Annotated in this window: 16 protein-coding genes; 7 read left to right on the plus strand and 9 right to left on the minus strand. The window is 59.5% G+C overall.

Going from position 1 to position 13,256, the window contains the following annotated elements; translation table 11 throughout:
* Positions 1-23: 23 nt before the first annotated feature.
* Positions 24-1,268: a lipoprotein-releasing ABC transporter permease subunit gene (locus ACMGF8_RS15185; RefSeq protein ID WP_102863761.1), complete on the plus strand. Its 1,245-nt coding sequence runs from the start codon at positions 24-26 to the stop codon at positions 1,266-1,268.
* A 70-nt stretch (positions 1,269-1,338) separates the two neighbouring features.
* Here ACMGF8_RS15185 and ACMGF8_RS15190 read toward each other — a convergent pair whose 3' ends face one another.
* Together ACMGF8_RS15190 and ACMGF8_RS15195 are read right to left on the minus strand one after the other, a co-directional pair.
* Positions 1,339-2,700, minus strand: a complete 1,362-nt coding sequence (locus ACMGF8_RS15190; RefSeq protein WP_102863760.1) for a heavy metal sensor histidine kinase — start codon at positions 2,698-2,700, stop codon at positions 1,339-1,341.
* Complete coding sequence (locus tag ACMGF8_RS15195; RefSeq protein ID WP_102863759.1) at positions 2,700-3,380, minus strand: heavy metal response regulator transcription factor; 681 nt, start codon at positions 3,378-3,380, stop codon at positions 2,700-2,702. The genes ACMGF8_RS15190 and ACMGF8_RS15195 overlap by 1 nt, the downstream gene beginning before the upstream one ends.
* A 157-nt stretch (positions 3,381-3,537) precedes the next feature.
* Here ACMGF8_RS15195 and ACMGF8_RS15200 point away from each other — a divergent pair, with 157 nt between their 5' ends.
* Together ACMGF8_RS15200 and queF are read left to right on the plus strand one after the other, a co-directional pair.
* Positions 3,538-4,089: a cupredoxin domain-containing protein gene (locus ACMGF8_RS15200; RefSeq protein ID WP_115581969.1), complete on the plus strand. Its 552-nt coding sequence runs from the start codon at positions 3,538-3,540 to the stop codon at positions 4,087-4,089.
* Positions 4,090-4,157: 68 nt separating this feature from the next.
* Positions 4,158-4,988, plus strand: coding sequence for an NADPH-dependent 7-cyano-7-deazaguanine reductase QueF (gene queF / locus ACMGF8_RS15205; RefSeq protein WP_416760116.1), 831 nt, complete (start codon positions 4,158-4,160; stop codon positions 4,986-4,988).
* A gap of 60 nt (positions 4,989-5,048) precedes the next feature.
* Here queF and ACMGF8_RS15210 read toward each other — a convergent pair whose 3' ends face one another.
* Positions 5,049-5,312 carry a DUF4404 family protein gene (locus ACMGF8_RS15210; RefSeq protein ID WP_102863756.1) on the minus strand — a complete coding sequence of 88 codons (264 nt, stop codon included), beginning with the start codon at positions 5,310-5,312 and terminating at the stop codon, positions 5,049-5,051.
* Positions 5,313-5,434: 122 nt separating this feature from the next.
* Entirely contained in the window at positions 5,435-6,055 is a 621-nt protein-coding gene (locus ACMGF8_RS15215) for a phosphatase (RefSeq protein WP_102863755.1), read from the minus strand.
* A gap of 204 nt (positions 6,056-6,259) precedes the next feature.
* Between ACMGF8_RS15215 and ACMGF8_RS15220 the strand changes: the two genes are divergently transcribed.
* On the plus strand, positions 6,260-6,946 hold the full coding sequence (locus ACMGF8_RS15220) for a VacJ family lipoprotein (protein ID WP_102863754.1): 687 nt from the start codon (positions 6,260-6,262) through the stop codon (positions 6,944-6,946).
* Positions 6,947-7,012: 66 nt separating this feature from the next.
* On the opposite strand, the gene ACMGF8_RS15225 is transcribed toward ACMGF8_RS15220, so the two are convergent.
* Complete coding sequence (locus ACMGF8_RS15225) at positions 7,013-7,312, minus strand: PilZ domain-containing protein (RefSeq protein WP_102863753.1); 300 nt, start codon at positions 7,310-7,312, stop codon at positions 7,013-7,015.
* A gap of 275 nt (positions 7,313-7,587) precedes the next feature.
* On the opposite strand from ACMGF8_RS15225, the gene rssB reads away from it, so the two are divergent.
* Positions 7,588-8,769 carry a two-component system response regulator RssB gene (gene rssB / locus ACMGF8_RS15230; protein ID WP_102864100.1) on the plus strand — a complete coding sequence of 394 codons (1,182 nt, stop codon included), beginning with the start codon at positions 7,588-7,590 and terminating at the stop codon, positions 8,767-8,769.
* Positions 8,769-9,251 carry an anti-sigma factor antagonist RssC gene (gene rssC / locus ACMGF8_RS15235; protein ID WP_102863752.1) on the plus strand — a complete coding sequence of 161 codons (483 nt, stop codon included), beginning with the start codon at positions 8,769-8,771 and terminating at the stop codon, positions 9,249-9,251. The genes rssB and rssC overlap by 1 nt, the downstream gene beginning before the upstream one ends.
* Positions 9,252-9,323: 72 nt before the next feature.
* On the opposite strand, the gene tal is transcribed toward rssC, so the two are convergent.
* A complete protein-coding gene (gene tal / locus ACMGF8_RS15240; protein ID WP_102863751.1) occupies positions 9,324-10,250 on the minus strand; it encodes a transaldolase in 927 nt (308 codons plus the stop codon).
* Between the two features lie 178 nt (positions 10,251-10,428).
* Entirely contained in the window at positions 10,429-11,439 is a 1,011-nt protein-coding gene (gene dusA / locus ACMGF8_RS15245) for a tRNA dihydrouridine(20/20a) synthase DusA (protein ID WP_416760121.1), read from the minus strand.
* Positions 11,440-11,542: 103 nt separating this feature from the next.
* Between dusA and ACMGF8_RS15250 the strand changes: the two genes are divergently transcribed.
* Positions 11,543-12,694, plus strand: a complete 1,152-nt coding sequence (locus tag ACMGF8_RS15250; protein ID WP_416760308.1) for a tyrosine-type recombinase/integrase — start codon at positions 11,543-11,545, stop codon at positions 12,692-12,694.
* On the opposite strand, the gene ACMGF8_RS15255 is transcribed toward ACMGF8_RS15250, so the two are convergent.
* Positions 12,669-12,944 (minus strand): pyocin activator PrtN family protein, encoded by a 276-nt coding sequence (locus tag ACMGF8_RS15255; RefSeq protein WP_416760123.1) that lies wholly within the window; start codon positions 12,942-12,944, stop codon positions 12,669-12,671. The genes ACMGF8_RS15250 and ACMGF8_RS15255 overlap by 26 nt on opposite strands.
* 19 nt (positions 12,945-12,963) lie before the next feature.
* Entirely contained in the window at positions 12,964-13,215 is a 252-nt protein-coding gene (locus tag ACMGF8_RS15260; RefSeq protein ID WP_416760125.1) for a hypothetical protein, read from the minus strand.
* Positions 13,216-13,256: the final 41 nt, after the last annotated feature.

Below are 13,256 nucleotides of genomic sequence, written 5' to 3' on the forward strand. Positions count from 1 at the left end.
AATTTTTCCAGGGTGCCTTGCCCATGTTCAGACCCTTATCGATCTTTATCGGCACGCGCTACACCCGCGCCAAGCGGCGCAATCGTTTTGTCTCGTTCATTTCCATGACCTCGATGATCGGCCTCGCCCTGGGCGTATTGGCGATGATCGTGGTGCTGTCGGTGATGAACGGCTTCCAGCGGGAAATGAGCTCGCGCATCCTTGGTATGGTGCCCCACGCCACCATCGTCGGGGTCAAGCCCATTGATGACTGGCAGCCAGTGGCCGCAGCGGCCCTGAAGAACCCGGAAGTCACTGCGGCGGTGCCCTTCACCGAGATGGAGGGCATGCTCTCCTACAAGGGGGCGATGCAACCGATCCAGATCAGCGGTATCGACCCGGCCCAGGAGGGCAAGGTGTCCATCGTCGCCCAGCATATTGTCCAGGGCAGCCTGCAAGACCTGAAACCCGGCGAGTTCGGTGTGGTGATCGGTGAGATCACCGCTCGGCGTTTCCGCTTGAATGTAGGCGACAAGCTGACCCTGATCGTGCCTGAAGTGAGCACGGCCCCAGGGGGTATCACCCCGCGTATGCAGCGCCTGAACGTGGTGGGGGTGTTCAAGGTGGGCGCCGAGCTGGATGGCTCCATGGGCCTGATCCATATGGCCGACGCCGCAGAGATGCAGCGCTGGCAGCCCAATCAGGTGCAGAGCGTGCGCCTGGCGGTCAAGGATCTGTATGCCGCGCCACAGGTGGCGGTGGATATCGCCAAGGGGCTGGGTGCGGACTTCCGCGCCGATGACTGGACCCACACCCAGGGCAGCCTGTTCAGCGCAATGAAGATGGAAAAGACCATGATCGGCCTGTTGCTGCTGATGATCGTCGCGGTGGCGGCGTTCAACATCATCGCCACCCTGATCATGGTGGTGAACGACAAGGGCGCGGACATCGCAATCCTGCGCACCATCGGCGCCACGCCGCGGCAGATCATGGCGATCTTCATGGTCCAGGGCACGGTGATCGGGATTGTCGGCACCCTGATCGGCGGGGTGCTAGGGGTCATTGCGGCGTTGAACGTGAGCGAGCTGGTGGGCTGGCTGGAGCGGATCAGCGGTCAGCAGATTTTCAGTTCGGATGTGTACTTTGTCAGCAACCTGCCTTCCGAACTGCAGGGTGGGGATGTGGCGCTGATCTGTAGCGCTGGGTTCATCCTCAGCTTCCTGGCCACTGTGTATCCGGCCTGGCGCGCATCCAAGGTCGAGCCGGCTCACGCTTTGCGGTATTCCTGAGGTCCGCTCTCGCCGGCAAGCCGGCTCCTGCCTGATTGGTGAAGGAGCCGGCTTGCCGGTGAACAGGCTCTCAACGCTTGCTCGGCAACTCGATCACGAAGCGTGTCCAGCCCGCTTCCGATTCGCAACGTATCCGTCCGCCATGGGCGCGAATGATCGACTGCGTGATCGCCAGTCCCAATCCTGCATGTTCACTGCTGCCCTCGCGTCGCGCCGGATCTACCCGGTAGAAACGGTCGAACAACCGCGGCAGTACCTCCCTGGCGATACCCTCTCCGCTGTTTTCGATGCTCAGGTTCAAGCCCTGTAGGCTGTCGCTGATCCGTACCTGGACCGATCCTCCAGGAGGTGTGAAACGCAGGGCATTGTCCAGCAGGTTGGACAATGCCCTGCGCAGCATGCTGCGATCACCGATAAAGCCGGCATGGCCTTCACGGCTCAGGCTGACGTTCGCGTCTTCCGCCAGGGGGCCATAGAACTCCAACAGCATGTCGGTTTCCTCGGCCAGCTCCAGTGCTTCGCATTTCGGGGTCAGCAGTCCATGGTCGGCCTTGGCCAGGTACAGCATGTCGTTGACCAGTTGCGCCATCCATTGCAGTTCCTCGAGGTTGCTGTGCAGGGCTTCGCGGTAGTCCTCGATCGCTCTCGGGCGGGTCAGGGTGACTTGGGTGTGGGTCAGCAGGTTCGACAGGGGCGTGCGCAACTCGTGGGCAATATCAGCGGAAAAGGCCGAAAGGCGTTGGAAGGATTCCTCAAGGCGGCCGAGCATAGCGTTGAAGCTGCTGGCCAGGTCGGCCAGTTCGACGGGCATCTGTTCCTGGGGCAGGCGCTGGGTCAGGGAACTGGCGGAGACTCCTGCGGCCACTGCGCTCATGCGTCGCAAGGGTCGCAGGCCGCTGCGGGCGGCCCAGGCACCAAGCAGGGCAGTGGCCAGGGCCGAGAGCCCTACTGTGAACCAGATCAGGTGCTGCATGCGCTGCAGAAAGTGCTGGTGATGGGTGATATTCAGCAGCAGGGCCAGCTGTGGCGAGTCGGGTTGACCTGGCTTGAGCGGCGCGGAGTAGATCCGGTAGGCCGCACTGTTCAGATTCAGGTTGTGCAGGCCGGCTTCGCTGGGCAAGGAGGCGGGTAGGGCAGGGGCACTGTCGAACCAGAGTCGGCCGTCACTGCCGATAATCCGCAGGGCCAGGTCCGGTTGATGGCTCAGCTCGTCCTGCAGCCGTGCCTGATGCCGGGCAAAATCTCGGGCCTCGGTCACATCCTGCAAGACGCTGCGCAGGGCGATCAGCTTGCTGTCCAGCAGTTGCTGGTCCAGTTCGATGAAGTGGGCTTCGCTGGCGCGACTGAACAGCACCCCTGCAAATAGCGAGACCACGGCGGTGCAGGCGGCGAACAGCAGCGCCAGGCGTGCGCTGAGTGACAGGCGGCGCATCAGGCCGGACGCTCTTCGAGCACATACCCCATGCCGCGTACGGTATGGATCAGCTTGTTCGGGTAATCGTCATCGATTTTCAGGCGCAGACGGCGGATTGCTACTTCGATGACGTTGGTGTCGCTGTCGAAGTTCATGTCCCAGACCTGGGAGGCGATCAGCGATTTGGGCAGGACTTCTCCCTGGCGTCGCAGGAGCATTTCCAGCAAGGCGAACTCCTTGGCGGTCAGATCAATGCGCTGGCCGCTGCGTTCTACCCGGCGGCGGATCAGGTCCAGTCGCAGGTCAGCCAGTTGCAGGCTGGTTTCCTGGGTCATCACGCTACCCCGGCGCAGCAGGCTGCGAACCCGTGCCAGCAGTTCGGAGAAGGCAAAGGGCTTGACCAGATAGTCGTCGGCTCCCAGTTCCAGGCCGTGGACTCGGTCCTCCACGGCGTCCCTGGCGGTGAGGAACAACACTGGGATGTCCAGGCCGGCGCTGCGTACGGCCTGGAGGATCTGCCAACCGTCGCGCCCCGGGAGCATCACGTCGAGAATCAACAGGGCGTAGTCACCGGTCAGCGCCAGGTGCTGGCCGGTATTGCCATCCGCTACCAGCTCGGCATTGAAGCCGGCTTCGCTCAAGCCTTGGCGCAGGTACTGGCCGGTTTTCGGCTGGTCTTCGACGATCAACAGTTTCATGGTGGTACTCGTGGCTTGTGTAACCCGGGCTTTATACCTTGCTGGGGGGCAGGGCAGATCAAGCTGACAAAGTTGTAATCTAGCCGTCAGCTGGCTGGCAGCGCTGGGCCGTTAGAGTTTGCCACATGCTCAATCCTGATCTTGTTGGAGCCTGATGATGAATCTGCAAAACCTGTGGTTGCGACGCCGCTCGGCCCTGGGAGGCTGTCTGATGCTGTTGAGCGTACCGCTCTGGGCTTCACCGGCGGCCTCTTATGACTTCGGCCAGCCGGCCGCGGCCGCCAAGGCCACTCGGGTGGTCGAAGTGGTGATGGGCGATATGTCGTTCAATCCCAAGGTCCTGGAGATCAAGGCCGGCGAGACTGTGCGTTTTGTGTTGATCAACAAGGGGCAACTGCTCCACGAATTCAACCTGGGTAACGCGGCGATGCATGCCGAGCACCAGCAGGAAATGCTCAAGATGCAGCAAAGCGGGATGCTCACGCCTACAGCCATGAAAACCATGGATCACGCAGCCATGGGCCACGGCTCCATGGCGGGCATGGATCACGGCATGCAGCATGACGATCCCAACAGTGTGCTGGTGGAGCCTGGCAAGCAGGCCGACCTGACCTGGACCTTCAGCAAAAGCGGCAGCCTGGAGTTCGCCTGCAATGTTCCCGGGCACTACCAGGCCGGTATGGTCGGCAAGCTCACCGTCAGCCCTTAAGCGTTCGGGGCTCAAAGGCGGGAGCAAAGGCTGGTAGAATCCGCTGATTCTTCAGTCAGGTTTCCGCCATGCATCCCGCAGCCGAACATTCGCCGCTGGGCAAGTCCAGTGAATACGTTTCCACTTACACGCCATCCCTGCTGTTCCCGATTCCCCGGGCAGCAAAATGGGCCGAGCTGGGCTTGAGTGCCGATACCCTGCCGTATAAGGGAGTGGATTTCTGGAACTGCTTCGAATTGTCCTGGCTGCTGCCTTCAGGCAAGCCGGTGGTGGCCATTGGTGAATTCAGTATTCCTGCAGATTCGCCGAACATCATCGAGTCCAAGTCTTTCAAGCTGTACCTCAACTCGTTGAACCAGACCCCCTTCGCTGATCGAGCGACGCTTGAGGCAACTTTGCGTCAGGATCTCTCGGCCGCCGCAGACAAGCCCGTAGGGGTGCGTATTCGCAGCCTTGGGGAGGTCGAGGCGCAAGGTGTGGTGGCACTGCCAGGCATTTGCATCGACGAGCTGGATATCAGTGTCGACAGCTATGAGCATCCGCGACCTGAGCTGCTGCGTTGCGATGATTCGCAAGTGGTGGAGGAAAGCGTGCACAGCCACTTGCTCAAATCCAATTGCCCTGTGACCAGCCAGCCGGACTGGGGCAGTGTCGTGGTGGAGTACCGTGGCGCGGCGCTGGATCACGCCAGCCTGCTGGCCTATCTGGTGAGTTTCCGTCAACACTCGGACTTCCATGAGCAATGCGTGGAGCGGATTTTCCTTGATCTGCAGCGGTTGCTCAAACCCGAGAAACTCACCGTCTACGCTCGCTATGTGCGTCGCGGCGGGCTGGATATCAATCCGTACCGCAGTACCGAAACCATGGAGTTCGCCAATCAGCGATTGGTTCGCCAGTAAGCAGAAGCCCCGCAAATGATGCGGGGCTTTGTTTTTATGGGGCGGTGTTATCGGGCGCTATCAGATACCGATGTTGCCCAGGGTCTGGACGATATTGCGCAGGGTTCCGGCGATGGCCGGATGTTCCAGTTCGAAGCGTTCCACTGCCAGGTTGACGCCGTCGGCGAGGCTGGCGTCGTGGGTGCTGGTCTCCAGCTTGAGTTGCAGTTCGATCTGCTGCATCAGTTCCTGCAGATTGGCGCGCTCGGCTTCCGAAAGCGGTGGGTTCTGCTCCAATTGCTCGCGCAGGGTATCGAGTTGTTCTTGCAGTTCGCGGGCAGGCATGGCGTTCTCCCTTTATTGATAGGCACAGGGATGGACCGCGCGTTTGAGGCAAAGGTCCATGCCCACGGCTTAGAGTAATCCACTCCCGGGCACTGTGCATGATCCTGATCAACAGGCTTATGTCAGGGTTTTTCACCTTTGAGCCGGCGCAGTTCGATGTCCGCCAGGCAGGTGTTCAGGTCCCCCAGGTGGTCGATGACCGAGTGCACCCCCAGGCCGAAGAGTTGCAGGGTGGCCTTGCCGCGCTTGAGTTCGCGCTCCTGCTGGCTCAGAGCCTGCCATTCACTAGGCGTCAGGCCGCACAGGGACCCGCAGGAGGCCAGACCTATGGTCCAGAGACCGGCGTTGAGCCCTGACTGCAGAAGTTGCGGTTCGCCGCTGACCAGTACACAACCCTCGAGGCGGGACACCTTGAGGGTCATCAGCGCCTGCCAGCAGGCGTCGGGAGCGGGCCAGGGAGCGGGGGCGGCTGGGGTGGGTTTGATCCAGTCGGGCAGGGCGGCGGCCAGGTGGCTGCTGCTGGCGCAGGGTAGTTGCTCAAGCCAGGCGCAGGGAATGCCCAGTTGTTGCAGATGACGCAAGGTGTCCAAAGCCCCTGGCGTGGTCCGGACCTGTTCCGGGCCAGGGTGCGTGGTGGTTTGCAGGCGCGTGCGCGCACCGAAGTCCACCAGGCAGCCACTGAGGCCGAAGAGCACCGCGGTCAATGGCGCTGCAGTCTGGGCTAAGGCATCGGCGTGGGGCATATCAACGTCCTTGAAATTCTTCTCCAGGCTAGCCGGGGAAGATGACATGCAGGTGACAGTGAGGTGAATGCGAACAGGATTGATTGACTGATGCCTCCAGGCTGCTTGCAGTGATGCTGCCTAAACAGGCCTATCCGCTTTATACTCCTCGACCTAACCTCAGGGCATAGCCCCACGAGAGAACAATCCAAGGAGTTTCCTGCTATGCGCTGGAGCCGTTATCTAGTTCCGCTATGTATGAGTGCCGGTGTGACGCTGGCTCCCCTGGCCGCCCAGGCGGCCGAAGAGGACCCGTGGGAAAGCATCAACCGTCCCATCTTCACGTTCAACGACACCCTTGATACCTATGCCCTGAAGCCGTTGGCCCAAGGCTACCAGGCGGTGACGCCGCAGTTTCTGGAAGACGGTATCCACAACATGTTCCGCAACCTCGGTGACGTCGGCAACCTGGCCAACGACATCCTCCAGGCCAAGCCTCGTGCCGCCGGTGTGGATACTGCGCGCCTGCTGATGAACACCACGTTGGGGCTGGCGGGCTTCTTTGACGTCGGTACCCAGATGGGCCTGCAGCGCAATGACGAAGACTTTGGCCAGACCCTCGGCTATTGGGGCGTGGGCAGCGGTCCTTACGTGATGCTGCCGTTGCTGGGCCCTAGCACCCTGCGTGATGCGCCGGCCAAGTATGTGGACAGCTACACCTTGCCTTATCGCTACATGAACGACATCCCTGCGCGCAACATCACCATGGGCGTGAACGTGGTTGATACTCGTGCCAGCCTGCTGGCTGCGGACAAGTTGATTCGCGGTGATCGCTACACCTTTGTGCGCAATGCCTATCTGCAGAATCGTGAATTCAAGGTCAAGGATGGTCAGGTCGAAGACGACTTCTGATCGGGCAACTGTCTTGCAGAAACTGAAAAGGCGGCCATGAGGCCGCCTTTTTCATGGACGGAAGTTTTACTTCATCTTAAGGATTGTAAGCCCAAGTTTCTGGCCGCCACCCTCCTGTGAGTTGACCCAGACCACTTCGGTCTCCGCTTCAAGGCCTCTGAGGGCTGCATGCTCCGAGTCGATACGCACACTCAGTAGGTCGCCGACCTGAAATGAGCGAGGCGCCTGGACCTGCATGCCGCTGCTGGAAAGGTCAATGCAGACCGCTTCTATCACCTGTCCCTGGTGGATCAGCGTGACCTCGGCATCCACCCGCATACGGATGTAATCGCGCTTTTCACTGTAGTCACGCTGGTTCTGATTCATGGGTTCCATCCTGCGATTGAGTTGCGGTTTTAGCGGTTTTTATAACTCCCGGTGATTTGCGGTGTAAAGACGTCAGGCGACCATCGGCATGAGCTTGAAACGCCCCGCGGATGGGAGTACCGTCTGCGCCTTAGAAGGGCACCTCTGATGAGCGGGCGTGCAGGGCTGAAGGTCCTGGCTCCACTTCAGAGTGGCTAGAAAGCGAATCCAGTAGCGTGCGCCAGGCCTTGGGCCAAGCCACCTACGCCAACCTAATTCTGGCGCCGTTTGCCCACATGCAAAAAACCAGTGCCACGCTGCTGATAATCGATGACGACGAAGTAGTACGCGCGAGTCTCGCGGCCTATTTGGAAGACAGTGGCTTCAGCGTACTGCAGGCTGCTAACGGCCAGCAGGGTCTTCAGGTATTCCAGCGCGACAACCCCGATCTGGTGATCTGCGATCTGCGCATGCCGCAGATGGGCGGTCTCGAACTTATCCGTCAAGTGACCGAGTTGTCGCCGCAAACCCCGGTGATAGTGGTTTCGGGGGCGGGCGTGATGAATGACGCGGTTGAAGCACTGCGCCTGGGTGCGGCGGACTACCTGATCAAGCCTCTGGAAGATCTGGCCGTGCTCGAGCACTCTGTGCGTCGAGCCCTGGATCGAGCGCGCTTGTTGCTGGAAAACCAGCGTTATCGAGAAAAGCTCGAAGCCGCCAACCGCGAACTCGAGGCCAGCCTCAATCTGCTTCAGGAAGATCAGAACGCCGGTCGCCAGGTGCAGATGAACATGCTGCCCACCAGTCCCTGGTCGATTGATGAGTTTAATTTCGCGCACCAGATCATCCCTTCGCTCTACCTGTCGGGGGATTTCGTCGACTACTTCCGCGTCGACGAGCGTCGGGTTGCCTTCTACCTGGCTGACGTTTCCGGCCATGGCGCGTCATCGGCCTTCGTCACCGTGCTGTTGAAGTTCATGACCACGCGCCTGCTGTTCGAGTCCAAGCGCAACGGTACCTTGCCGGAATTCAAGCCTTCGGAAGTGCTGGGCCATATCAACCGTGGCCTGATCAGTTGTAAGCTGGGCAAACACGTCACGATGGTCGGTGGAGTTATCGACGAGGAGACTGGTTTGTTGACCTATAGCATTGGCGGGCACTTGCCGTTGCCGGTGTTGTACACACCAGACAGTGTGCGTTATCTGGAAGGGCGTGGTTTGCCGGTGGGGCTGTTCAACGAGGCTACCTATGAAGACCACATTCTGGAACTGCCCCCGGTGTTCAGCTTGACGCTGATGTCCGATGGCATTCTGGACCTTTTGCCCGAACCTACACTCAAAGAAAAAGAAGCGGCCTTGCCTGAACGGGTGAGAGCTGCGGGCGGCAGCCTGGATGGCCTGCGGCAAGTTTTTGGATTGGCCACGCTAGGGGAGATGCCGGATGATATCGCCCTGTTAGTGTTGAGCAGGAACCTTTAATGAGTACCGGTAGAATCCAGTTCGCCGAGCAGGACGGCACTTTTGTCCTGAAGTTCATCGGTGAAGTGCGCCTGACCCTGTGTTCGGCGTTGGATGCGACTATTGAGCGGATTTTCACTGCGCTGAATTTCTCGGCGATCGTGATCGACCTCACTGAAACCCGCAGCATCGACAGTACTACTCTGGGCCTGCTGGCCAAGTTGTCGATCCTATCGCGGCAGAAGGTAGGTCTATTGCCCACCGTCGTCACCACCCACGAAGACATTACCCGGCTGTTGCAGTCCATGGGCTTCGATCAGGTGTTCAACATCGTCGATCGTCCGATTCCTTGCCCGGAATGCCTGGCCGACTTGCCTTCCCAGGACCAGTCGGAAGAAGTGGTGCGGATTAAGGTCCTGGAGGCTCACAAGATCCTGATGGGGCTCAACGACTCCAACCGCGAAGCCTTCCACGATCTGGTGAACGCTCTGGAGCGTCACTGACTCGCTGAAACAACATGCGTAAAAAAGGGCGAACCTGTGAGGGTTCGCCCTTTTTGCGTTGGTACTGAGCAATCAGAGCTTGGCAGCCAGCAGGGCTTCGAGTTTTTCCTGGTCACGGGCAAACTGACGAATGCCTTCGGCCAGTTTCTCAGTGGCCATGGCGTCTTCATTGGAGGCCCAGCGGAACTGCGATTCGTTCAGGCTCTGACGGGCTTCGCCGGTCTTGCCCGGGCTCAGCTTGCGCTCTAGCTGGCCAGTGTCGGCTGCCAGCTTCTCGATCAGGTCTGGGCTGATGGTAAGGCGGTCACAGCCGGCCAGTTGCTCGATCTGGTTCAGGTTGCGGAAGCTGGCCCCCATGACTACGGTCTTGTAGTCGTTGGCCTTGTAGTAGTTGTAGATGCGTGTGACCGACTGTACGCCCGGATCATCGGCGCCGGTGTAGTCGCTGCCGTTGGCTTTTTTGTACCAATCGTAGATCCGACCCACAAATGGCGAGATCAGGAAGACTCCAGCTTCGGCGCAGGCCACGGCCTGAGCGAAGGAAAACAGCAGGGTCAGGTTGGTCTGGATGCCTTCACGCTCCAGCTTCTCGGCGGCACGAATGCCTTCCCAGGTGGAAGCGATTTTGATCAGCACTCGATCGCGTCCTACGCCAGCCTTTTCATAGAGTTCGACCAGGCGATGGGCGCGTTTGAGCATCGCGTCGGTGTCGAACGACAGCCGGGCGTCCACTTCAGTGGAAATACGACCGGGAATGACCTTGAGAATCTCCTGGCCGACAGCCACGCCAAAGCGATCGCTGGCCAGACCGACATCACCCTTGCAGTCGCTGACGCAAGCGTTCAACAGGTCGGCATAGCCAGGAATGGCTGCAGCCTTGAGCAGCAGCGAAGGGTTGGTGGTGGCATCCACCGGCTTGACCCGGGCGATAGCGTCGAAGTCGCCGGTATCGGCTACCACGGTAGTGATTTTCTTCAGTTGTTCCAGCTTGGAAGTCATGAGCGTGCTCTGTCCTATGGGTCTGATGACATTACCCGAGCGCTGTCAGGCGCTCAAGGGCGCGGAAGGCTTACAACGGCCCCAAGGGCGGAGGCCTGAAAACAGGTGTTTGAATGCTGGGGCGTGATTCAGGTAATTGAGATACCAAAAGCCACATCAGGTTCAACCCGGCTGATGGTTAACGCCCTTCAAGCAGTTGCCCGGCCTGATCCAGCAGGCCCAATGGGTCCTTGGTCTTGTGAATATCCACCGACAACAACTGGCGAAACTTGCGAGCCCCAGGGAAGCCCGTCCCCAGTCCCAGCACATGGCGAGTGATGTGGTGCATCGCGCCACCGCAAGCCAGATGCTCGGCAATATAAGGTCGCAGTTGTGCCAGGGCCTCGGCCCGAGAAATGACCGGTGCGGTGCTGCCGAACAGCTGTTGGTCCACCTCGGCCAGCAGATAGGGATTGTGATAGGCCTCACGACCCAACATCACCCCATCAAAGGTCTGCAGATGTTCATGGCAGGCCTCCAGGGTCTTGATTCCACCGTTAAGGATGACTTCCAGCTGCGGGAAATCCGCCTTCAACTGTGCTGCCACGTCATAGCGCAGCGGTGGAATATCCCGATTCTCCTTGGGCGATAGCCCTTCGAGAATCGCGATCCGCGCATGCACGGTAAAACTGGTGCAGCCGGCATCCTGGACCTGGCCGACGAAATCACACAGTTCGGCATAACTGTCACGACCGTTGATCCCGATGCGATGCTTGACCGTCACCGGAATCGACACCGCATCGCGCATGGCCTTCACGCAATCGGCCACCAGCGCCGGATGCCCCATCAGGCAGGCGCCGATCATATTGTTCTGCACCCGATCGCTTGGGCAACCGACATTCAGGTTGACCTCGTCATAACCATGCTCCTGGGCCATACGCGCGCAGGCCGCGAGGTCCGCCGGGTTACTGCCGCCCAGTTGCAGTGCCAAAGGATGTTCGGACTGGTGATAGCGCAGGAAGCGCTCATGATCACCGTTGAGCAGCGCACCGGTGGTAACCATCTCGGTGTAGAGCAGGGTGTGTTTGGACAGTAGACGCAGGAAGAATCGGCAGTGACGGTCCGTCCAATCCATCATAGGTGCAACGCTAAACCGCCGGGACAGCGTAGGGCTTGAGTTTATTGGGGCTGTAGCTGAATTCTGGACCATTTTGCTCTACGTGTTTAAGGCGTGTTTTGGGGCGTTTTCAGGCGTTTTTAAAGGCTCGGTGGTACGATGTACCACCCAAAAACTGACGCGTACCACTTTCCATATGGCGACTATCAGGGCAAGAAAACTGGCAGATGGGAGCGTGAGCTACACGGCTCAGATCCGCATCAAGCGCGACGGAGTGCAAGTTTACCAAGAGAGCCAGACCTTCGCCCGAAAACAGGCTGCCCAGGCCTGGGCGCGTAAGCGTGAGTCGGAGCTTGATGAACCTGGCGCGATCGAGCGCGCGAGCCGCAAGGGTGCGACGCTCAAAGAAATGACCGAACGCTACCTGGTAGAGGTCGAGAAAGCCCGGCCGTTGGGCAAGACCAAGCGCGCGACACTCAATGCCATCGGCGAGACGTACCTCGGCGCCCTGACCGACACGGACATCAATACTCAATGCTTGGTCGATTTCGCGCTTTGGCGGATGAGCAAGGAAGGTGGCGGGGTTCAGCCACAAACCGCCGGCAATGACTTGGCGCACCTCGGCGCTGTTCTGGCGATTGCCAAGGATGCGTGGGGGTACCAAGTAGATCCGCTCGCCATGGGCGGCGCCCGGCGCGTACTACGCAAGCTGGGCTACAACCTGAAAAGTCGTGAGCGCGACCGCCGGCCGACTTTGGACGAGTTGGGAAGGGTGCTGACGCACTACCAAGACATGCAGGCGAGGCGCCCAACTGTCATCAATATGCTGAAAGTTGTGGGCTTTTCCCTGTTCTCTACGCGCCGGCTGGATGAAATAACCCGTATTCGCTGGGCGGACGTCGACGAGCAGGGTCAGCGGGTACTGGTGCGCGATATGAAAAACCCCGGGCAGAAGATCGGCAACGATGTCTGGTGTTACCTGCCGGACGAGGCGTGGCAGATTCTCCAGACGATGCCAAAGGCCGGCGACGACATATTCCCCTACAGCCCTGAATCTATCTCCACTTCCTGGACCAAAGCCTGCAAGTTCTTGAACATCGCAGATCTACACTTCCATGACCTTCGCCACGAAGGCATCAGTCGTCTGTTCGAAATGGACTGGGATATCCCGCGCGTGGCGAGCGTTTCAGGGCACAGGGATTGGAACTCGATGAGGCGCTACACCCACCTGCGCGGGAAGGGTGATCGTTACGTGGGATGGGAATGGCACGACAAGATGTTGAGGGCGCCCGTCCAACTGGGCGCCGCATCAATGAAGTGGCTCAGTAGGCGGGTTTTAACCCGTTGAGTTGGTTGTGCTCCTTAACCGCGGCCGCGCGCTGTAGATCTAGGTAAGCGGCCAGGTCGGTGAGGTGGATGCCCTTGGCCGACTTCTGGCTCGGTTCTAGGCGGGTAATTGGTAGCTTGATCTGACCACTCATCACCTTGCGCTGGAACACCTCCGGCGTTAGGTGCGTGAAGTAATCCCGGCAAACCAGTTCCAGCGAGATAATCGCCAGGCCGTTGTATTGGGCCATCAGAATAAAGGCTGTGTTCATGGCTAACTCCCTGGCGTCTTCACATCCGAAACGATTGATGAGTGAACGCCGGCCGGGCCTTGTGTTCTGTAGGTTGTGCGCTGTCGGCCTGGATCTCGCAATCGAACTCGTGCAGTTCGCGGTTGGAAGCGGTCAAGGCTTCAGTGAGACCAGGCACCGTGTTGACGCATTGCTGATACGCGTCAGGTCCCACCCAGCGCTGTAGCGGGATCACCTGACAATCAGTGCGATCGACACTGGTGCACAGGTACAGCAGGAGGAAGACGCTCATAGAGCCTCCTGCTGCGTAACACTCATGGCGTAGCCAATAAG

The sequence above is a fragment of the Pseudomonas sp. BNK-7 genome (assembly GCF_048072025.1).
In the GTDB taxonomy this organism is placed as follows: Bacteria; Pseudomonadota; Gammaproteobacteria; order Pseudomonadales; family Pseudomonadaceae; genus Aquipseudomonas; species Aquipseudomonas danubii.

Bases quoted from the DNA above. Each gene is read 5' to 3' on its own strand.
- ACMGF8_RS15185 (WP_102863761.1), top strand. From the start codon at position 24: ATGTTCAGACCCTTATCGATCTTTATCGGCACGCGCTACACCCGCGCC.
- ACMGF8_RS15190 (WP_102863760.1), bottom strand. From the start codon at position 2,700: ATGCGCCGCCTGTCACTCAGCGCACGCCTGGCGCTGCTGTTCGCCGCC.
- ACMGF8_RS15195 (WP_102863759.1), bottom strand. From the start codon at position 3,380: ATGAAACTGTTGATCGTCGAAGACCAGCCGAAAACCGGCCAGTACCTG.
- ACMGF8_RS15200 (WP_115581969.1), top strand. From the start codon at position 3,538: ATGAATCTGCAAAACCTGTGGTTGCGACGCCGCTCGGCCCTGGGAGGC.
- queF (WP_416760116.1), top strand. From the start codon at position 4,158: ATGCATCCCGCAGCCGAACATTCGCCGCTGGGCAAGTCCAGTGAATAC.
- ACMGF8_RS15210 (WP_102863756.1), bottom strand. From the start codon at position 5,312: ATGCCTGCCCGCGAACTGCAAGAACAACTCGATACCCTGCGCGAGCAA.
- ACMGF8_RS15215 (WP_102863755.1), bottom strand. From the start codon at position 6,055: ATGCCCCACGCCGATGCCTTAGCCCAGACTGCAGCGCCATTGACCGCG.
- ACMGF8_RS15220 (WP_102863754.1), top strand. From the start codon at position 6,260: ATGCGCTGGAGCCGTTATCTAGTTCCGCTATGTATGAGTGCCGGTGTG.
- ACMGF8_RS15225 (WP_102863753.1), bottom strand. From the start codon at position 7,312: ATGAATCAGAACCAGCGTGACTACAGTGAAAAGCGCGATTACATCCGT.
- rssB (WP_102864100.1), top strand. From the start codon at position 7,588: ATGCAAAAAACCAGTGCCACGCTGCTGATAATCGATGACGACGAAGTA.
- rssC (WP_102863752.1), top strand. From the start codon at position 8,769: ATGAGTACCGGTAGAATCCAGTTCGCCGAGCAGGACGGCACTTTTGTC.
- tal (WP_102863751.1), bottom strand. From the start codon at position 10,250: ATGACTTCCAAGCTGGAACAACTGAAGAAAATCACTACCGTGGTAGCC.
- dusA (WP_416760121.1), bottom strand. From the start codon at position 11,439: ATGGTCCAGAATTCAGCTACAGCCCCAATAAACTCAAGCCCTACGCTG.
- ACMGF8_RS15250 (WP_416760308.1), top strand. From the start codon at position 11,543: ATGGCGACTATCAGGGCAAGAAAACTGGCAGATGGGAGCGTGAGCTAC.
- ACMGF8_RS15255 (WP_416760123.1), bottom strand. From the start codon at position 12,944: ATGAACACAGCCTTTATTCTGATGGCCCAATACAACGGCCTGGCGATT.
- ACMGF8_RS15260 (WP_416760125.1), bottom strand. From the start codon at position 13,215: ATGAGCGTCTTCCTCCTGCTGTACCTGTGCACCAGTGTCGATCGCACT.